The organism is Frigoribacterium sp. Leaf8 (genome assembly GCF_001421165.1).
Classification (GTDB): Bacteria; Actinomycetota; Actinomycetes; order Actinomycetales; family Microbacteriaceae; genus Frigoribacterium.
Genome location: NZ_LMKB01000005.1, coordinates 934,901 through 953,383, shown reverse-complemented (window position 1 = coordinate 953,383; position 18,483 = coordinate 934,901). Strand labels below are relative to the sequence as shown.

The 18,483-nt window shown below is 71.0% G+C and carries 16 protein-coding genes and 1 tRNA gene; 12 read left to right on the top strand and 5 right to left on the bottom strand.

Features of this window, described 5'->3' with window-relative positions:
* The coding region (locus ASL10_RS16205) for a GH25 family lysozyme (protein ID WP_304437903.1) at window positions 1–783 on the bottom strand (783 nt) is incomplete at its 3' end.
* Window positions 784–877: 94 nt separating this feature from the next.
* Between ASL10_RS16205 and ASL10_RS09065 the strand changes: the two genes are divergently transcribed.
* The 6 genes from ASL10_RS09065 to ASL10_RS09040 all read left to right on the top strand — a co-directional run bounded on the left by ASL10_RS09065 (window position 878) and on the right by ASL10_RS09040 (window position 8,551).
* Complete coding sequence (locus ASL10_RS09065; protein WP_056046506.1) at window positions 878–2,260, top strand: MFS transporter; 1,383 nt, start codon at window positions 878–880, stop codon at window positions 2,258–2,260.
* 166 nt (window positions 2,261–2,426) lie between these two features.
* On the top strand, window positions 2,427–3,446 hold the full coding sequence (locus ASL10_RS09060; protein ID WP_233568360.1) for a LacI family DNA-binding transcriptional regulator: 1,020 nt from the start codon (window positions 2,427–2,429) through the stop codon (window positions 3,444–3,446).
* A gap of 332 nt (window positions 3,447–3,778) precedes the next feature.
* On the top strand, window positions 3,779–5,329 hold the full coding sequence (gene mmsA, locus ASL10_RS09055; protein WP_056046505.1) for a multiple monosaccharide ABC transporter ATP-binding protein: 1,551 nt from the start codon (window positions 3,779–3,781) through the stop codon (window positions 5,327–5,329).
* Window positions 5,326–6,693, top strand: a complete 1,368-nt coding sequence (gene mmsB, locus ASL10_RS09050; RefSeq protein WP_043592911.1) for a multiple monosaccharide ABC transporter permease — start codon at window positions 5,326–5,328, stop codon at window positions 6,691–6,693. The genes mmsA and mmsB overlap by 4 nt, the downstream gene beginning before the upstream one ends.
* A gap of 110 nt (window positions 6,694–6,803) precedes the next feature.
* The gene (locus ASL10_RS09045; RefSeq protein ID WP_056046504.1) at window positions 6,804–7,901 is read left to right on the top strand and encodes a sugar-binding protein; all 1,098 of its coding nucleotides are present in this window, start codon (window positions 6,804–6,806) and stop codon (window positions 7,899–7,901) included.
* A 92-nt stretch (window positions 7,902–7,993) separates the two neighbouring features.
* Window positions 7,994–8,551 carry an MOSC domain-containing protein gene (locus ASL10_RS09040; protein ID WP_056046502.1) on the top strand — a complete coding sequence of 186 codons (558 nt, stop codon included), beginning with the start codon at window positions 7,994–7,996 and terminating at the stop codon, window positions 8,549–8,551.
* A 46-nt stretch (window positions 8,552–8,597) separates the two neighbouring features.
* On the opposite strand, the gene ASL10_RS09035 is transcribed toward ASL10_RS09040, so the two are convergent.
* Window positions 8,598–9,164, bottom strand: coding sequence for a TetR/AcrR family transcriptional regulator (locus tag ASL10_RS09035; protein WP_043592905.1), 567 nt, complete (start codon window positions 9,162–9,164; stop codon window positions 8,598–8,600).
* A 360-nt stretch (window positions 9,165–9,524) separates the two neighbouring features.
* Here ASL10_RS09035 and ASL10_RS09030 point away from each other — a divergent pair, with 360 nt between their 5' ends.
* The 3 genes from ASL10_RS09030 (at window position 9,525) to ASL10_RS09020 (ending at window position 13,636) form a co-directional block, all read left to right on the top strand.
* Window positions 9,525–10,754: a multidrug effflux MFS transporter gene (locus ASL10_RS09030; RefSeq protein WP_056046500.1), complete on the top strand. Its 1,230-nt coding sequence runs from the start codon at window positions 9,525–9,527 to the stop codon at window positions 10,752–10,754.
* A gap of 85 nt (window positions 10,755–10,839) precedes the next feature.
* Entirely contained in the window at window positions 10,840–11,550 is a 711-nt protein-coding gene (locus ASL10_RS09025) for a phosphatase PAP2 family protein (RefSeq protein WP_082460308.1), read from the top strand.
* A gap of 163 nt (window positions 11,551–11,713) precedes the next feature.
* Entirely contained in the window at window positions 11,714–13,636 is a 1,923-nt protein-coding gene (locus ASL10_RS09020; protein ID WP_056046497.1) for a helicase HerA-like domain-containing protein, read from the top strand.
* A gap of 86 nt (window positions 13,637–13,722) precedes the next feature.
* On the opposite strand, the gene ASL10_RS09015 is transcribed toward ASL10_RS09020, so the two are convergent.
* The 3 genes from ASL10_RS09015 to ASL10_RS09005 all read right to left on the bottom strand — a co-directional run bounded on the left by ASL10_RS09015 (window position 13,723) and on the right by ASL10_RS09005 (window position 15,472).
* Window positions 13,723–14,361 carry a hypothetical protein gene (locus ASL10_RS09015; protein ID WP_056046496.1) on the bottom strand — a complete coding sequence of 213 codons (639 nt, stop codon included), beginning with the start codon at window positions 14,359–14,361 and terminating at the stop codon, window positions 13,723–13,725.
* 158 nt (window positions 14,362–14,519) lie between these two features.
* Window positions 14,520–14,900 (bottom strand): RNA-binding S4 domain-containing protein, encoded by a 381-nt coding sequence (locus tag ASL10_RS09010; RefSeq protein WP_056046493.1) that lies wholly within the window; start codon window positions 14,898–14,900, stop codon window positions 14,520–14,522.
* Between the two features lie 50 nt (window positions 14,901–14,950).
* On the bottom strand, window positions 14,951–15,472 hold the full coding sequence (locus ASL10_RS09005) for a YbaK/EbsC family protein (RefSeq protein WP_056046490.1): 522 nt from the start codon (window positions 15,470–15,472) through the stop codon (window positions 14,951–14,953).
* Between the two features lie 120 nt (window positions 15,473–15,592).
* On the opposite strand from ASL10_RS09005, the gene ASL10_RS09000 reads away from it, so the two are divergent.
* The 3 genes from ASL10_RS09000 (at window position 15,593) to nhaA (ending at window position 18,455) form a co-directional block, all read left to right on the top strand.
* Window positions 15,593–15,677: transfer RNA gene (locus ASL10_RS09000), tRNA-Ser, on the top strand.
* 109 nt (window positions 15,678–15,786) lie between these two features.
* Complete coding sequence (locus ASL10_RS08995; protein WP_056046488.1) at window positions 15,787–17,100, top strand: PP2C family protein-serine/threonine phosphatase; 1,314 nt, start codon at window positions 15,787–15,789, stop codon at window positions 17,098–17,100.
* Between the two features lie 59 nt (window positions 17,101–17,159).
* On the top strand, window positions 17,160–18,455 hold the full coding sequence (nhaA, locus tag ASL10_RS08990) for a Na+/H+ antiporter NhaA (RefSeq protein WP_056046486.1): 1,296 nt from the start codon (window positions 17,160–17,162) through the stop codon (window positions 18,453–18,455).
* Window positions 18,456–18,483 lie beyond the last annotated feature (28 nt).

Here is an 18,483-nt window from a genome sequence, read left to right as displayed (position 1 = left end):
GTTCGTGGTCGCCGTCGGGTAGTACGCGACGAAGAGGCGGTCCTTCGGGAACGCCGAGCTGTTGCCCGTGCACGAGCTCCAGAAGTCCTGGTTGGTGTAGATCAGCGGTTGGACGCCCTGCTGGGCGACGACGGTGCCGATCCACGACTGGATCCAGGTGACCATCTCGGACTGCGACAGCCCCCAGCAGCGTCCACCCTGCTTGGTGGGGTTGGTCGACACCTCGACGTCGAGCACCGGGGGCAGCATGCCGGGTCTCCAGGCCGTGGCGTTGTCGAGGAAGAACTGCGCCTGCGGTGCCCCGGACGAGTAGAAGGGCAACGCGTAGTGGTAGAAACCGGCCGTCAGCCCCGCCGCCTGCGCGCCGGCGAACTGGGCGGAACGGTAGCGGTTGGTGCTGCCGGTGGGGTTGCCGTTCGTGTAGGTGCCGGGCACGCCCTCGGAGGCCTTGACGAACGTGAAGCGGGCGCCCGCCGAACGCGCGGCGGCGAAGTCGGGGGACGGCTGGTACGAGCTGACGTCGAAGCCGGGCACGCCACGAGGAGGCGAGACGGCCGCGGCGCGCGAGAGGCGTTCGTCGGCCCCGTCCCGGGTGCCGCCCGATGCCCCCATCTCGTGGTCGGAACCCGCGTCCTGCTGGGCGAGCGTCGGGGACGAGGTCGAACCGGCGGTGACGGGAGCCGCGACGGCGACCGTGGTCGTCCCGAGCCCGAGGACGACGCCGAGGGCGACCGTCAGGGCGAGACCGCGGACGGACCCGGCACGGTGAGAAGAAGTGGACACGAGACAGACCCCCAGACGCAGGCGACGCCCCTCGCCGCCTGAGGGCGATCCTAGGGGAGGGGGTGCCGTCGGTGGCTCGGCCTAGGCTGACGACATGACCGACGCCGCCGCCGTGAGCACCCGCCCCGAGGGCGTGCTCAGCGGTCGGTACCGGCTGGCCACCCTCGGCATGTGCGCCCTGATCGGCATCGCGGCGTTCGAGTCGCTCGCGGTCACGACGATCATGCCGATCATCAGCCGTGAGCTCGACGGCGAAGCGCTCTACTCGCTCAGCTTCGCGGCGCCCCTCGCGTCCGGCCTGGTCGGCATGGTGGTGGCGGGCAACTGGGCCGACCGCAGCGGGCCGCGCGTCGTGGTCATCGCCTCGATGCTGCTGTTCGCCGTCGGGCTGCTCGTCGTCGGCACCGCGCCCGACATGGTCGTGCTGCTGCTCGGCCGTCTGGTGCAGGGCGTCGGCTCCGGCGCGGTCATCGTCGGGCTCTACGTCATGGTCGCCCGGCTCTACCCGCCGGGCCTGCACCCGTCGATCTTCGCGGGGTTCGCCGCGGCCTGGGTCGTCCCGGGCCTCGTCGGGCCACTCGTCGCGGGCGTCGTGGCCGAGACGGTCGGCTGGCACTGGGTCTTCCTCGGTGCGCTCGGCCTCGCCGTGCCCGCGTTCTTCGCCGTCCTGCCGAGCCTGCGTCGCGTCCCTCCGCCCGAGGTGGCCGAGGGCGCGCGGCGCGTGCCCTGGAGCATCGGTCGCATCCTCTGGTCGGTCGGCGCGGCCCTCGGCGTGCTGGCCCTCAACCTGGTCTCCGAGTTCCCGACCTGGTTGACCGTCGTCGTCATCGTGGTGGCGGTGGTCGTGCTCGCCGTGGCGCTCCGGCCCCTGTTGCCGCCGGGCACGCTGCGCGCCGCCCCGGGGCTGCCCACCCTGGTGCTGCTGCGCGGTCTCGTGGGGGCGGCGTTCCTTGGCAGCGAGGTCTACATCCCGTACATGCTCTCGGCCGAATACGACTTCAGCGCCTCGGCCTCCGGCGTGACGCTGACCCTGGGAGCGCTCGGCTGGGCGTTCGCGAGCTGGGTGCAGGGCAGGCTCGGCGACCGGGTGGCCCAGCGCGACGGCATCCGCATCGGCATCGTCCTCGTGCTCCTCGGCGTCGTGGTCGCCGCGCTGACCCCCCTGTTCCACCTGCCCCCGGCCTTCCTCATCGCGACCTGGGCCGTCGCCGGATTCGGCATGGGGTTCATGTACCCCCGCTTCTCGGTGCTCGTCCTCGCGCTGTCGACCGAGTCCGAGCGCGGGTTCAACAGTTCGGCGTTGACCATCGCCGACTCCACCGGTTCGGCCGTCGCGCTGGCCTTGACCGGCGCCGCGTTCGGGGTGCTCGGCGGCGCGTCCAGCCCCCTCGCCTTCGTCGCCTGCTTCGCCGTCGGCACGGGCGTCGCGGCGCTCGCGCTCGCCCTGAGCGGCCGCGCGGTGCCCCGCGGACGGTGACGGCGCCTCCCGCCCGTCGACCGTGGTGGCGCTCCATCGGCGCCGGGCGTCGCGACGGGGCGGTGACCCCCGTCCGGGACGTCGGCGACCTCCGGGGAATGCATAATGGTCTCCGGACGACGATGTGTACGGTCACATCGCCCGGTCACAGAGCGACGGAGCGACGGTGAAGCCTGACATCGACAAGGTGCGTGCTCCCAACATCCGCGACGTGGCCGCTCTCGCAGGGGTCTCGTACCAGACCGTCTCGCGTGTGCTCAACGACAGTCCCAGCATCCGGCCGAGCACGCGGCAGAAGGTGCTCGACGTCATCGACGAGATCGGCTACCGACCGAACCAGGCCGCGCGGGCGCTGGTCACCAGCCGGTCGAAGGCGATCGGCGTGCTCACCCTGCAGAACGTCCACTTCGGTCCGCAGACGATCGTCAACGCCATCGAGGTCGCGGCCCGGACGGCCGGCTACCGGCTGAGCATCGCGAGCACGACGACGGTGTCGGACGACGTCCGGGCGAGCCTGCAGCTGCTCACCAACCAGGCCGTCGAGGCGATCATCGTCATCGCCCCGCAACGCAAGTTCTTCGACGTGATCGACGAGCTCGACCTCGACGTCCCCATCGTCGCGCTCGACTCGACGCAGCGGGCCCGGGCGCACAGCCTCTCGGTCGACCAGTTCGAAGGCGCGCGCCTCGCCACCCGGCACCTGATCGACCTCGGCCACCGGCACATCGTGCACGTCGCCGGACCCCAGGACTGGATCGAGGCCGACGAGCGGATGCAGGGCTTCCTCTTCGAGATGGGCGAGGCCGAGTTGTCCATCGAGCCGCCCATCCTCGGCGACCTGACCGCCGACTTCGGCTACACGGCCGGGCAGGAGCTGCTGCGTCGCCGCGACTTCACCGCCGTGTTCTCGGCCAACGACCTGATGGCCGTGGGGTTGCTGCACGCCTTCCGCGAGGCCGACGTCGACGTACCCCGCGAGGTCAGCGTCGTCGGCTTCGACGACTCGCCGACCGCACCGCACCTGTGGCCGCCGCTCACGACGGTGCGTCAGGACTTCGCCCTGATCGGCCGACGAGCCGTCGAACTCGTCGTGGCCGAGCTCGAGGGCGGCACGGTCGTCGACCGCACCCTGATCCCTCCGGAACTGGTGGTGCGCGGGTCGACCTCGCGCCCCTGGTTCCTCTGACGGCCCGTCACCGCACGGCGGGACGAGCCGTCAGGAGGCGCGGCGCGCGTCGGTCGGCCCGCGTTCGATAACGGATCGGCATCGGCATTTGACAGCACACCCTCTCGGGATTAGCTTTGCTCCAGTCGCAGTGTGAACGGTCACATTCGGCGGGTCCGGCCCCTTCGCCAGGCTCGGCGGACGGCCCGGCACGGCGGCGACGAATCACAGGATGCCCGTCGGTGCACATCACCGGCGGACGACGACGAGGTCGAAGGTCGAGGACGACGTGCCCAGTGCCGTGACGCAGAGCGAACAGCTCGCGAGCAGCCACATCCCCGGGGGTGCCCCGCATGGGCGTTGACTCTCCCGTCATCCTCGAGATGCGCTCCATCACGAAGGAGTTCCCGGGCGTCAAGGCGCTCGACGACGTGTCGATGCAGGTCCGCGCCGGTGAGGTGCACGCGATCTGCGGCGAGAACGGCGCCGGCAAGTCGACGCTGATGAAGGTCCTCTCGGGTGTCTACCCGTTCGGCACCTACACGGGCGACATCGTCTACCAGGGTGCCGAGATGCGCTTCCGCGACATCCGCTCGAGCGAGTCGCAGGGCATCGTCATCATCCACCAGGAGCTGGCGCTGATCCCCGAGCTCTCGATCACCGAGAACATCTTCCTCGGCAACGAGCCGACCCGCTTCGGGGCCATCGACTGGCGCGCGGCGAAGACGAAGGCCATCGACCTGCTCGCCCGCGTCGGCCTCAAGGACGACCCCGACACCGCCATCAAGAACCTCGGCGTCGGCAAGCAGCAGCTCGTCGAGATCGCCAAGGCGCTGAACAAGAACGTCAAGCTGCTGATCCTCGACGAGCCGACCGCGGCCCTCAACGAGGCCGACTCGCAGCACCTGCTCGACCTCATCCGCGGCCTCAAGGGTCGGGGCATCTCGTCGATCATGATCAGCCACAAGCTCAATGAGATCGAGGCCATCGCCGACTCCATCACGATCATCCGTGACGGCAAGACCATCGAGACGCTCGACGTGAAAGAGGACGGCGTCAACGAGGACCGCATCATCCGCGGCATGGTCGGCCGCAACCTGGCCAGCCGTTTCCCCGACCGCACCCCGAAGATCGGCGAGGTCTTCTTCGAGGTCAAGGACTGGTGGGTGCGCCACCCGCAGACGGCCGAACGCTTCGTCTGCAAGGGCTCGTCCATCACCGTGCGCAAGGGCGAGATCGTCGGCCTGGCCGGCCTGATGGGCGCCGGTCGCACCGAACTCGCGATGAGCATCTTCGGTCGCTCGTACGGTCAGTTCGTCTCGGGCGAGATCGTCAAGGACGGCCGGAAGATCGAGATCAAGAACGTCTCGGACGCGATCGACAACGGCCTGGCCTACGTCTCCGAAGACCGGAAGGTGCTGGGGCTCAACCTGCTCGACGACATCAAGCGCTCGACGGTCGCGGCCAAGCTCACCAAGATCTCGAAGGCCTCCGTGGTCAACACCTACGAAGAGCACTCGATCGCCGAGGACTACCGGAAGAGCCTGCGCGTCAAGACCCCCACGGTCGACGAAGGGGTCGCCAAGCTGTCCGGCGGCAACCAGCAGAAGGTCGTCCTGGCGAAGTGGATGTTCACCGACCCCGACCTGCTCATCCTCGACGAGCCCACGCGAGGCATCGACGTGGGCGCCAAGTTCGAGATCTACAACATCATCAACCAGCTTGCGGCCCAGGGCAAAGGCGTGATCGTCATCTCGTCCGAACTGCCCGAGCTGCTGGGGCTCTCCGATCGCATCTACACGATCTTCGAGGGTTCCGTCACGAACGAGATCGAGGCCTCCGAGGCCGACGCCGAGACGCTCATGCGAACCATGACCTCGAAGAAGAAGGAGCAAGCCGCATGAGTGGCATCAAAGACCTGAAGAAGGTGTTCGGCGGCAACACGTCGAACGCGCGCCAGTTCGGCATGATCGCGACGCTCGTCGTGGCCATCCTGATCTTCCAGGTGCTGACCGACGGGCTCACCTTGCAGCCCACGAACCTCATCGCCCTGGTCAGCCAGTACTCGTACATCCTGATCCTCGCCATCGGCATGGTGATGGTCATCGTGGCCGGCCACATCGACCTCTCGGTCGGTTCGGTCGCCGCCTTCAGCGGCATCGTCGTCGCCAAGGCGATGGACAGCTGGGGTCTTCCGTGGGGTGCCGCGATCCTGCTCGGCCTCGTGGTCGGCGTGGTCATCGGCGCCTGGCAGGGCTTCTGGGTCGCCTACGTCGGCGTCCCCGCCTTCATCGTGACGCTGGCCGGCATGCTGCTCTTCCGCGGTGCCAACCAGTTCGTCGGCAACGCCGACACCATCCCGGTCCCCGAGGGATTCACGGTCATCGGCGCGGGTTACCTCCCCGAGTTCGGTCCGAACACCGGCTACAACAACGCGACCCTGCTGCTCGGCCTCGTCATCATCGTCGCCGTGGTCTACAACGAGTTCCGCCTGCGTCGCATCCAGCAGAAGATGGGCTCCGAGCGGGCTCCCCTCTGGGTCAGCGCCGTCAAGCTGGTCGTGCTGGTCGCGATCATCGCCTACGCCGCGACGCTGTTCGCCGGCGGCCGCGTCGGGACGTCGTTTCCGATCTCGGGCATCATCCTCGGCGTGCTCGTCCTGGTCTACGGCTTCGTCACGCAGAACACGATCTTCGGTCGGCACATCTACGCGGTGGGTGGCAACTCTCACGCCGCCGAGCTCTCGGGCGTCAAGGCGAAGCGCATCAACTTCTTCGTCATGATGAACATGTCCGTGCTCGCCGCTCTGGCCGGCATGATCTACGTCGCCCGTGCCGGTGCCTCCGGCCCGCAGGACGGCCTCAACTGGGAGCTCGACGCCATCGCCTCGGTCTTCATCGGTGGCGCCGCCGTCGCCGGCGGCATCGGCACGGTGACCGGCTCGATCGTCGGTGGTTTCGTCATCGCCGTGCTGAACAACGGCCTGCAGCTCATGGGCGTCGGCTCCGACAAGGTGCAGATGATCAAGGGCCTCGTGCTCCTGATCGCGGTCGCGGTCGACGTCTACAACAAGAGCCAGGGTCGTCCTTCCATCACCGGGTTCCTCACCCGGGGCCTGCGTCGCGACAAGAACGGCATCGCGGCCTCCGACCTGCCGCCGGGCGCCCAGAACGGCGTCGGTCGCGACGCCGAGACGACCGAGCCCGCCCTCACCCCGAACGGCGACATCTCGGACGTGCAGCGTCCCAAGGCCACGACGCCCAACTAGACCCACCACCCGCGCGCCCGTCCATCGACGGCCGGGCGCGCCTCCACCGGGAGTCCGCACCGCGGGCGACCACACGGCATCACCCCTCACAACGAGAAAGTAGACACAGCATGCGCAAACTCGCGCTGACGACCTTCGCGGTCGCCGCAGCAACGACGCTGATCCTGAGCGGCTGCTCGAACTCGGCCCGCACCGACGCGGGTTCGGGCGACGCGGCCTCGGGCTTCGAGTCCGGCTCGACCATCGGCGTGGCCCTGCCGGCCAAGACGAGCGAGAACTGGGTCCTCGCCGGCGACCTGTTCACCAAGGACCTCACCGACGCCGGGTTCAAGCCCGACGTGCAGTACGCGGCCGCCAGCGGCACCGTGGCCAACCAGCAGGACGAGATCCAGTCCATGGTCACCAAGGGCGCGAAGGTCATCATCATCGGCGCGGCCGACGGTGGCCAGCTCGGCACCCAGGTCAAGGCCGCCCACGACGCCGGCGCCGTGGTCATCGCCTACGACCGCCTGATCCTCAACACCGAGGACGTCGACTACTACGTCGCGTACGACAACTTCAAGGTCGGCGAGCTCCAGGGCCAGGCCCTGCTCGACGGCATGGCCGCGAAGAAGGCCGACGGCCCCTACAACGTCGAGCTGTTCTCCGGCTCGTCGGACGACGCCAACTCGAAGGTCTTCTTCGACGGCGCGATGAGCGTCCTGCAGCCGAAGATCGACGACGGCACCCTCGTCGTCGCCTCGGGCCAGACCGACATCAAGCAGACGGCGACCGACGGCTGGAAGCCCGAGAACGCGCAGCGTCGCATGGACTCGCTGCTCACCAGCACCTACGGTGACAAGGAGCTCGACGGCGTCCTGAGCCCGAACGACACCCTGGCCCGCGCCATCATCACCTCGGTGAAGCAGGCCGGCAAGGACATCCCGACCGTCACCGGTCAGGACTCCGAGGTCGAGTCGGTCAAGTCGATCATGGCCGGCGAGCAGTACTCGACCATCAACAAGGACACCCGCAACCTCGTGAAGCAGGCCGTCGCGATGGTCAGCTCGCTCAGCAAGGGCGACAAGGCCGAGACGAACGACGACGAGTCGTACGACAACGGCAGCAAGGTCGTCCCGGCCTACCTGCTGCCCCCGCAGATCGTGACCAAGGACAACGCCGCCGAGGCGTACGCCAACGACACGACGCTCGAGCCGCTCACCAAGTAGCACCCCCGCTGCCCTCGGGCAGCACCGGCACCGGCCGGGCACCCCGCACGGGGTGCCCGGCCGTCGTCGTCGGCGGGCGGTATCGTGCGTCCGTGGACACCGACCGACGAGCGCAGGAGGCGCGGGCCGCGTCCGCGACGCCGGTCACCGTCGAGTCGCTGCTCGCCTCGCCCCGGTCCCGCTACGTCGGCCGCCCCGCCGACGGCCCGGCCCCGGCCCCGACCACGGGGCCCGAGTCGCACGACGCCGTCACCGTGCGCGCCCACCTCGGCATCGTGGGCGACCGCTACTTCAACGCCCCGGCGCACCGCGGGGCCTCGGTCACCCTCTTCGCCGCCGAGCAGCTCGGGTACCTGGCCCGCGAGCTCGGCCTGCCCGAGGGCACGGTGCTCGACGCCGCCCTGACGCGTCGCAACGTGGTCGTGCGCGGCATCGACGTCGACGCCCTCGTGGGTCGCGAGTTCGACCTCGACACGGGCGACGGCCCGGTGTCGTTCCGCGCGAACCGGGCGGCGAACCCGTGCGCGTGGATGGACGTGGTGTTCGGCGCGGGGGCCTTCCGCGCGCTCCGGGGCCGCGGGGGAGTCCGATGCGAACCGCTCACCGACGGGGTGCTGCGCGTGGGGCCGGGACTGCTGCGCGCCTCCTAGGCGGCTGGGCGGCCCGCCGAGCCGTCGGAACGGGGAGCGCTGCGGGTCAACCCCACCAGGTGGGCAGCATGAGGTTCATGGTGTCGAGCAGGGCGCGGCGGCTCGTCCGCTTGCCGCCGAGCCAGGCCTCGACGGCTCCCACGAGCCCGTGTGCCAGGTGGCCGGCGGCGATGTGCACCGCGAGCCCCTCGGGGAGGCTGCCGGCGGGCAGGCCGGCGAGGTGCTGCACGCTCGACTCCTCGAAGTGGCGGGCCAGCGCCTGGTGGATCGACGCGTCGAGCGGGTCGGGCAGGGCGAGACGGTAGATCTCGCGGTACCGCACGACGTGGTCGACGACCTTCTCCATCGCACGCCGCGTCGCGTCGGGGCCGTCGGCCCGGCCGTCGAGCCGCAGCGCGTGGTCCTCGTCGCGGATGGCGTCGAGCTCGGGGGTGAGCACCGCGGTGAGCAGGCTGCCGGGCGAGGTCGCGTGGCTGTAGAACGTCGCGCGGTTGATCCCCGCGGCCCGGGTGACGTCGGCGACCGAGATGCTCGACACGGGCCGGGTCGAGGCGAGCTCGACGACGGCGGCGTGCAGTGCCTTCGTGGTCTGGACGATGCGCGCGTCGACCATGGACGTTCCTCCTCGGGTGCTCGGACGGGACGATCGCGTCCGAGGCCAGGTCGAGCCTAGACCGGGCCGACGCGCCGACACGGCACGGCGCGAGCCGCCGAGGCGGAAGGGCTGTCGCGGGGGTGCACGGCGGGGTTAGGCTGAGAACCGACGGGTGTCGTGCAGCGACGCCGTTCCCCTCCCTCCTCCCACCCCCTCCGATCTCGTGGTGGTCGTGCGCGACGGCCGGGTCGCATCGATTCGAGCCGCGAGCCGGCCTCGTCGTCGTGGCCGCGGCTCCTCGCGTGCCCCGATCCGTGACCGCCCCGTGCCCTCCCTCCGTGACCGCCCCTCCGCGACCCCCCAGACAGGACCTGCCTCGTGACCACCGTCGTCCACCCGGGTGACTCCCTGACCCGCCGCCAGCGGCTCGTCTACGTCGTCGTGCTCGGCGCGCTCACCGCGCTCGGGCCGTTCACGATCGACCTCTACCTGCCGGCGTTCCCCGAACTCAGCCGGGACTTCTCCGTCGACAGCGGCGTCATCCAGCTGACGCTGACGGCGACGACGATCGGCTTCGGGGTGGGGCAGCTGCTGGTCGGGCCGTGGAGCGACAAGGTCGGCCGTCGCACGCCGCTGATCGTCGCGACCGCCGTGCACATCCTCGCCAGCATCGGCGCCGCCAGCGCGCCGACCATCGAGCTGCTCGCCGTGTTCCGGGTGCTGCAGGGCATGGGTGCCGCCGCCGGGGGCGTCGTCGCCATGGCGACGGTGCGCGACCTGTTCGGTGGGCTGCCGCTCGTGCGCATGCTGTCGCGTCTCGCCCTGGTGAACGGGCTCGCCCCCATCGTCGCGCCCGTGATCGGCTCGCAGCTGCTGGCCTTCACCAGCTGGCGCGGCATCTTCGTGTTCCTCGTGGCCTACGGCGCGTTCGTGATCATCGCCGCGATCTTCCTGATCGTCGAGACCCTGCCGCCCGCCCGGCGGCACGAGGCCGGGCACACGACGCTCGGACAGCGCTACAAGGTGCTCTTCAGCGACCGGATCTTCGTCGGCGTCGCCCTGATCGGGGCGATGGTCTTCTCGGGCCTGTTCTCGTACCTCTCGGCCTCGTCGTTCCTCTTCCAGGAGGTCTACGGCCTGAACGCCCAGCAGTACGGCTACCTGTTCGCGATCAACTCGCTCGGGATCGTCGCCGGCGTCCAGATCAGCTCGCGGCTGGCCCGGCGGGTCGGGCCGCAGTGGATCCTCGCCTGCTCGACGATCGTCCTGCTGCTCGCCGCCGCGTCGATCGTCGTGCTCGACTCGCTCGGTGCCGGGCTCGTGGGCATCCTCGTGCCGCTGTGGTTCTTCATCGCGGCCTGCGGCTTCTCGTTCCCGCAGGTCCAGGTGCTCGGGCTCGCCAACCACGGCAAGGAGGCAGGGACGGCGGCGTCGTTGCTCGGCGCGCTGAACTTCGGCCTGGCGGGGCTCATCTCGCCGGTGGTCGGGTTCCTCGGCATCGGGTCCGCCGTGCCGATGGGCAGCGTCATGGTCGCCACCTCGTGCGTGGCCATCGCGAGCCTGTGGCTGCTGGTGCGCCCGCGGACGGTGCCGGCGCTGGGTCGCTGACCCGCGCCTCCCGGTCGTCCGTCGTCGAGCGTCGACGACCGGCGCCTCCCGGTCGCCGACCCGCGCCTCCCGGTACCGTCTGGGGATGCGCACCGACCCGCTCGCCCCGAAGCCCGCCTCGCCGTCCGAAGAACGGGTGGCCCGCCGCGTGCAGCGCCGCTGGTGGGTGTTCAGCGCGCTCGGCGCCATCGGCGTCGTGCTGCTGCTCGGCGTCGTGATCACGGCCCGGTCGGGGGTGATCGGCGTCGACGAGCGGTTCATGGGCGAACTGGTCGAGCACCGCAGCCCGTTCTGGGACGTCCCCTCGTTGATCTTCAACTCGATCGGCGCGGGCGTGGTCGGCGTCTTCGTCGTCCCGCTGGGCGTCGCCGCGCTCTTCCTGCTGCGCCGTCGCCCCTGGGCCGCGCTCTACTGGATCGCCGCCTGCGCGCTCAGCGCGGGCGTGGTCCAGGTCGTCAAGCACACGTTCGGCCGGGCCCGTCCCGAGGACATCCTCGTGGTGAGCGACTACGGCTCGTTCCCCTCGGGCCACACGTCCAACGCCGCGACGCTGGCCGTCGTGCTCGGGGTGATCCTGCGACGCGTCTGGGTGTGGGTCGCAGGCGCGGCCTACACGGTGCTGATGCTGCTCAGCCGCACCTACCTCGGGGCGCACTGGCTGACCGACACGATCGGAGGGCTGCTGATCGGTGCCGGGGTCGCGGTCGTCCTCTGGGCCCCGGTCGCGCACCGGCTGCTCGACGAGCAGGAGCGCGTGCGGGGTCGCGGCTGGATCTGGCAGGGGCGTCGCGCCTGACGGTGCCGCTCGCGGGGTCGACGACGGTGCCGCTCGCGGGGTCGATGACGGGGGCACTCGCGGGGTCGATCACGGGCGGGTCCGGACGAGGCCGGCGTGCGGCGTCGCCCGGTGTGTCCGAACTCGCCCGGACCGCGGTGCGCAGGGTGCCTAGGCTGGCCGCATGACGGACGCGCTCGAGCAGGCCAGGGCGGAGGCCGCCGCAGCGGTCGCCGCCGCCGAGAAGGCGAAGCAGGACGCGGAGGCGGCACTCGCGCGGGCCGAGCGGCTCGCGGCCGAGGCGGACGTCGCCGACGCCGCGGCGGACGCCGGGCTGACCGAACCCGAGCCGGTCGCCGGCACCCCGGTCGACGGCCTGCCCGTCCCGCCCGGCGGGCCGCTCGACGAGTCGGCGGTCGACCTCGTCCGCGCGGGCTACGGTTTCGACGGTCCCGCCCTCGAGCTCGGCGCCCTCGTGAACGGCGATGCCCGGGTCGACGTGCCCGTGCGCATCCCGCTCGCGATGCTCAACCGGCACGGGCTCGTGGCCGGTGCGACCGGCACGGGCAAGACCAAGACCCTGCAGGTGCTCGCCGAGCAGCTCTCGGCGGCCGGGGTCCCGGTCTTCGCGGCCGACGTGAAAGGCGACCTGTCGGGCATCGCGACGCCGGGCGAGGCGAACGAGAAGCTGCTGGCCCGCACGCGGGGGATCGGCCAGGACTGGTCGCCGCAGGCGGCACCGACCGAGTACTTCGCCCTCGGCGGCAAGGGCACCGGCGTGCCGGTCCGCGCGACGGTCAGCGGTTTCGGGTCGCTGCTGCTCAGCAAGGTGCTCGGCCTCAACGACACGCAGGAGAGCAGCCTCGGCCTGGTGTTCCACTACGCCGCGCAGGCCGGGCTGCCGCTGCTCGACCTGTCCGACCTGCGGGCCGTGCTGACCTGGCTGACGAGCGACGAGGGCAAGGGCGAACTCGAGGGGCTGGGCGGGCTGAGCAGACAGACCGTCGGGGTGATCCTCCGCGAGCTGATCACGTTCGCCGACCGGGGGGCCGACGCGTTCTTCGGCGAGCCCGAGATCGACACCGCCGAGTTCCTCCGCACGGCCGAGGACGGTCGTGGCGTCGTCAGCCTGCTCGAGGTGCCCGGCGTGCACGACCAGCCGGCGCTGTTCTCGACCTTCCTGATGTGGCTGCTCGCCGACCTCTACAACGACCTGCCCGAGGTGGGCGACCTCGACAAGCCGAAGCTCGTCTTCTTCTTCGACGAGGCGCACCTGCTGTTCGCCGACGCCTCGAAGGAGTTCCTGGCGCAGATCACGCAGACCGTCCGGCTCATCCGGTCCAAGGGCGTGGGCATCGTCTTCGTCACCCAGACCCCGAAGGACGTCCCGGGCGAGGTGCTCGCCCAGCTCGGCTCGCGCGTCCAGCACCAGCTCCGCGCCTTCACGCCCGACGACGCGAAGGCCCTGCGGGCGACGGTGTCGACGTACCCGACGAGCGACTACGACCTCGCCGCGGTGCTCACCGGCCTCGCCACCGGGGAGGCGGTGGTGACGGTCATGAACGAGAAGGGGGCTCCCAGCCCGGTCGCGTGGACGCGCCTCCGTGCCCCGCGCGGTTCGATGTCGCCGACCCCTGCCGACGTCATGACCGCGGCGGTCGCGGCGTCGCCGTTGACCGCCGCCTACGGGGCGTCGATCGACCGCGACTCGGCCCGGGAGATCCTCGCCCGCAAGCTCGAGGCCGCCGCGCTCGACCAGCGCGAACGGACCGACGCCGCGGCACGTCAGGCGACGATCGACGCCCAGCTGAAGGAGGCCGCGGCCCGCGAGAAGGCGGACGCCCGGGCGGTCACCGCCGCCGAGCGCGAGCGGAGGGCCGCCCAGGCCGAGTACGAACGTCAGCAGAAGGAGTTCGAGCGAGCCGAACGGGCGGCCGCGAAGGCGCGTGCCGGACGCGGGACGACGACCCGCGCCTCCTCGGGGTCCCGTTCGTCGGGGTCCGGATCGACCGGCGGCTTGCTCGGCGAGGTCCTCGGGTCGAGTGCCGGCAAGGCGGTCGTGCGCGAGGTCGTCAAGGGCATCTTCGGCACGCTGCGTCGCCGCTGAGCCCCGGGTCGGTGCAGCCCCGAGGTGGTGCATCCCCGAGGCGGTGCAGCCCGAGGCGGTGCAGGCCCGGGCCCGCGGGCACGTCCTCAGGCGGGGTTGCCGAACGCCTGGAAGAGCACCACGAGCGTGCCGGTCGCCAGGGCGAACAGGCCGCAGGCGATGGTGACCCCGATCCACGGGCGGCTCTCGTACCAGTAGGGGCTGTCGGGGTAGGCCGCGAAGAACTCGCGGCGGGTGAGGGCCCGGGGCAGGACGGTCGTCGGGATGCCGAGTGCGTCGACGACGGCGTGTACGGACGCCTCCGACCAGTACGTGCCCCGCATCCGGAACAGGCGTCGCCCCTCGTCGTCGAGGGCGAGCAGCTGCGTGACGGTCTCGGTCGAGTGGTCCCGGTAGGTGCGGACGAGCACGAGGGAGTCGACCTCGTCGCGCCGCAGCCGGACGAACCCGGGCAACCACCCCCGCTTGACGAACTCGTTGCGCGTGACGGCCGCGTACGAGAGGCGGTAGCGCCAGTACATGAGCAGTCCCATGACCACGACGCCGCAGGTGACGGCCAGCACGCCGCTCTGGTGACCGCTCGGCAGGGTCAGCCACAGCACCGCGATCAGCACGGGGGACAGGCTGAAGACGCCGGTGAGCGTGGCGCTCCGGGCGAGTTCGCGCCGTGGCCGCACCGTCACGGTGCCGCGCTCGGTCGGCATCGCCGCGTCGGTCGTGTTCATGTCGTCCCCCCGGGGTCGGCGTGACCCCGAGTCCCCCGACCCGAGGCTGCTGCTGTCGGGGCAGCGCCGTGCCCTCAGCGTAGACGATGCGTTCGCACAGATACCGGGGCGTCCCACCCCAGTGCGGGGAGCCCGCGATCGGGGGAGTCGAGCGAGTGTCAGCTCTCTGCGCGGTCCCGGAGGCGCTCGATCTCGCGACGGTCGCGCTTGGTCGGGCGGCCCGCGCCTCGGTCGCGGACCGGTACGGCGGCGACCTCTTCGCGCGGCGGTGGCGGGGGAGTGAGGTCGGTCATCGCCTCGGCCGCGGCCGGAGCACCGACGCGCTTCACGAGGCAGGTCTTGACGACGACGATCCGCTCGAAGCCTGCGATGCGCGCCCGGACCTCGTCGCCGGGACGGACGGCCTGGGCGGCCTTGACGCGCTCGCCGTTCACCCGCACGTGACCGGCCCGGCAGGCGGCGTTGGCGGCCGAGCGGGTCTTGTAGAGCCGGACGGCCCAGAGCCAGGCGTCGACGCGGGCGGACGTGAGGGGCGGCATGGGGAAATGCTACGGGTGGCCGCCGACGTCGAGGACCGACGAGGCCGGTCTCAGAGGTCGTCGGAGGCGACGCGCGCCGGGGTGCCCCCGGTCACGCGCACCAGCTCGGCGAACGTCGTGGCGAAGACGGTGTTCGCGGTGCCGGCGCTCGCCCAGAGCACGTCGTGGGTCTCGAGCGCGGTGTCGACGAGCGTCCGCACCGGGCTGGGGTGGCCGACCGGGGCCACGCCGCCGATGGCCTGGCCGGTCGCGCGCTTCACCTGGTCGGCGTTCGCCCGCATGATCGGGCCCCGGCCGAGAGTCGACGCCACCAGGTCGGTGTCGACCCGGTGGGCGCCGCTGGTGAGCACGAGCAGGGCCTCCCCGCCGGAGTGGAACACCAGGCTGCTGGCGATGGCGCCCACCTCGCAGCCGAGGGCGGCGGCGGCCTGTGCGGCCGTGTGCGTCGACTCGTCGAACTCGCGGACCTCGCCCTCGGCTCCGGCGGCACGGAGGGCGGCGACGACGGCGCGGGCCCGCGGCGGCAGGGCGGCGTCGAGGTGCTCCGAGGAGGGGCGGTGCGCGTCGGTCATGCCCCGACGGTAGCCATGAGGGAGCCTCAAGGTCAGCAGCGACACGGGGGCGTCCCCCGGGCCCCGCGGAGTCCGGTACGCTGGTCTCGGTCGTGCGCCGGTTCACCGTGTGCCCGCCCTGGAGGATTCGCCTAGTGGCCTATGGCGCACGCTTGGAAAGCGTGTTGGGTGCAAGCCCTCAGGGGTTCGAATCCCCTATCCTCCGCATCGAGACGGCTCTTCCCTCCCCGGGAGGGGCCGTTTCTCGTCCTCGCCCCACGTTCTGGGGCATCGCCTTCTCCCCGATGGAGGCCCGGTCGCCCTAGCCTTGGGTCATGAGCGTCAGTCAGTTGGGCAACGACACCCTGCGCCCCAGCGTCTGGGGCGACTCCGGCCTCCTCGCGCGGGTCATGTCGGCCGGCTCGCGACGTCACGTCGCCCTGCTCAAGCAGGGCTTCGTCTTCCTCTTCGTGTTGCTCGCCGCGGTCGTGAGCACGCTCATCCCGTGGTTGCCCGTCAGCGATGCACCGAGCATGTGGGCCGGCGTCTTCGCCGCGTTCTGCGGCGTCGTCTTCGCCTCGGTGGTCTCCCGGCGTCCCCGCCTGCTCACCTGGGAGATCGTCATCCCCGCCGCCGACTTCGTCGCGGTGGGCCTGCTCCGCTACGGAACGGGTGACAGCGGGTCCGTCTTCATCCCCATCATCCTGCTGCCGATCGTCTGGATCGCCGTGTGGCCGGGGCGGCTCAGCATCGTGTGGTTGCTGATCGGATCGGCGGTCACCTTCATGCTGCCGTTCGTGATCGAGCCGAGCGGACGCGCGCCCAGCGAGTTCATCCGCATCGCCTTCTCCCTGGCCATCTACGCCACCATCGGCCTCGCCATCAACGAGCTCGCCCGGCAGGCGAGCCGCAAGGTGGAGCTGTCCCGAGCGCAGCAGCACGCGGTCGAACGGGAGCTCGACCGGGCCGCGACCATCCAGCAGTCGCTCCTCCCACCGAAGACGAGCCTCCTTCCCGAGATGTTCGCCGTCCGGGGGAGGTGCATCCCCGCCCGCGCCGTCGGGGGCGACTTCTACGACTGGTATCCCACCCCGGACGGCATCGCCCTGACCGTGGGGGACGTCATGGGCAAAGGCGTCGGAGCGGGGATGATCGCCGCCGCCGTGCGTTCCGTCATCCGCAGTTCGTCGGACGATCTCGACCCCGCCGTGGCCCTGCGTCGTGCGACGACGGGCCTCGCGAGCGGTGACGGCGACGTCCAGTTCACCACGTGCTTCCACGCCCGCATCACGCCGTCGGGCGAGATCCGTTGGGCCGACGGCGGACACGGGCTGGCGCTCATCCGGCGCGCCACCGGTCTCGTGGAGCGGCTGCAGTCGTCCGACCTCCCCATCGGCCTCGGGGACCGCTGGACGTCCTACGCCGACCAATTGCACCCAGGCGACACGATCGTCTGCATCAGCGACGGGGTCCTCGACCTCTTCCCGGACGAACTGCACGCCTTCAGCCAGTTCCAACTGCTGCTCATCTCGTCCGGTGACCCGAGCGACATCGTGCAGAAGGTCGCCGAGCTGGTCGGCGAAGACGAGCAGGCCGACGACGTCACCGTCGTCGCGGCGACGTTCGCCCCGGCTCTGACACGGGCGTGACGGGCGCCGTCGCCTCGTCCCGTGCCCGCCCCGGCGTCGTCTGGTAAGACAGGACGACGATGCCACACGACGACCTGCCCTCTTCCCCGCCTCCCGCCGTCGCTCCCGGACTCTTCGCCGAAGAGACGACCTCGGAGTCCACCCGCCTCGGCGAGATCCTCCGGAAGGAGACCGTGGGTGGGGTCGTCCTCGTCGTCGCCGCCGTCCTGGCGGTCGTGTGGGCGAACTCACCGCTCTCGGGGGCGTACTTCGCACTCCGGGACTTCGAGTTCGGCCCGGAGGGTCTCGGGCTGCACCTGAGCGTGGGGGAGTGGGCCGCGGACGGGCTCCTGGCGATCTTCTTCTTCCTCGTCGGGCTGGAGCTCAAACGGGAGTTCGTCGCCGGAGAGCTGCGGAAGGTCAGCAAGGCGATCGTGCCGGTGGCCGCCGCGTTCGGCGGAGTCCTCGTCCCCGCCCTGATCTTCACCGCCGTCAACGCCTCCGACCCGGAGGCGGTGCGGGGGTGGGCCATCCCCACCGCGACCGACATCGCCTTCGCCGTCGCGGTCCTCGCCATCGTGGGCTCGAGGTTGCCCAGCGCGCTGCGCATCTTCCTGCTGACCCTCGCCGTCGTGGACGACCTCATCGCCATCGGCATCATCGCGTTCGTCTACACCAGCGCGATCGAGGTCGTCCCGTTGGCACTCGCCATCGTGCCGCTCGCGGCGTACGTGTTCCTCACCCAGAGGTTCCGACGGTTCTTCGGCCTGCACCCCGCCGCGAACTGGTTCATCCTCCTGCCGGTCGCCGTCCTGGTGTGGGGCCTCATCCACGCCTCCGGGGTCCACGCCACCGTCGCCGGCGTCCTCCTCGGTTTCGCCGTCCCCGTCATCCGGAGCCAGGCCAGTGGCGGCCCGGATGCGGGACCGGGGCTCTCCGAGGTCTTCGAGCACCGCTTCCGGCCCATCTCCACCGGTTTCGCCGTCCCCGTGTTCGCGTTCTTCTCCGCAGGCGTCGCCTTCGGTGGCCTCGACGGCCTCAGGACGGCTCTCTCCAGTCCGGTCACGATCGGCATCATCGCCGCCCTCGTCCTCGGAAAACCCGTCGGCATCCTCGCGACGACGTGGATCACGACCAGGATCACCCGGGCAGAACTCGACCGGAGCATCAAGTGGGTGGACCTCACCGGCGTCGCCCTCCTCGGGGGCATCGGCTTCACCGTGTCCCTGCTCGTCGCCGAACTGAGCTACGGGCTCGGCAGCGCTCACGACGACGACGCCAAGGTGGCCATCCTCGTCGCGTCGGTGCTCGCCGCCGTCCTCGCGACGGCCGTCCTGCGACCCCGCAACCGGTACTACCGTCACCAGGATCGGTGACCCGGACGGCGTCGTGATTGGGACGGCG

What these genes read in the sequence shown, in the direction of transcription:
- ASL10_RS09065 (WP_056046506.1), top strand. Translation starts at nt 878, where the DNA reads ATGACCGACGCCGCCGCCGTGAGCACCCGCCCCGAGGGCGTGCTCAGC.
- mmsA (WP_056046505.1), top strand. Translation starts at nt 3,779, where the DNA reads ATGGGCGTTGACTCTCCCGTCATCCTCGAGATGCGCTCCATCACGAAG.
- mmsB (WP_043592911.1), top strand. Translation starts at nt 5,326, where the DNA reads ATGAGTGGCATCAAAGACCTGAAGAAGGTGTTCGGCGGCAACACGTCG.
- ASL10_RS09045 (WP_056046504.1), top strand. Translation starts at nt 6,804, where the DNA reads ATGCGCAAACTCGCGCTGACGACCTTCGCGGTCGCCGCAGCAACGACG.
- ASL10_RS09035 (WP_043592905.1), bottom strand. Translation starts at nt 9,164, where the DNA reads ATGGTCGACGCGCGCATCGTCCAGACCACGAAGGCACTGCACGCCGCC.
- ASL10_RS09025 (WP_082460308.1), top strand. Translation starts at nt 10,840, where the DNA reads ATGCGCACCGACCCGCTCGCCCCGAAGCCCGCCTCGCCGTCCGAAGAA.
- ASL10_RS09020 (WP_056046497.1), top strand. Translation starts at nt 11,714, where the DNA reads ATGACGGACGCGCTCGAGCAGGCCAGGGCGGAGGCCGCCGCAGCGGTC.
- ASL10_RS09015 (WP_056046496.1), bottom strand. Translation starts at nt 14,361, where the DNA reads ATGAACACGACCGACGCGGCGATGCCGACCGAGCGCGGCACCGTGACG.
- ASL10_RS09010 (WP_056046493.1), bottom strand. Translation starts at nt 14,900, where the DNA reads ATGCCGCCCCTCACGTCCGCCCGCGTCGACGCCTGGCTCTGGGCCGTC.
- ASL10_RS09005 (WP_056046490.1), bottom strand. Translation starts at nt 15,472, where the DNA reads ATGACCGACGCGCACCGCCCCTCCTCGGAGCACCTCGACGCCGCCCTG.
- ASL10_RS08995 (WP_056046488.1), top strand. Translation starts at nt 15,787, where the DNA reads ATGAGCGTCAGTCAGTTGGGCAACGACACCCTGCGCCCCAGCGTCTGG.
- nhaA (WP_056046486.1), top strand. Translation starts at nt 17,160, where the DNA reads ATGCCACACGACGACCTGCCCTCTTCCCCGCCTCCCGCCGTCGCTCCC.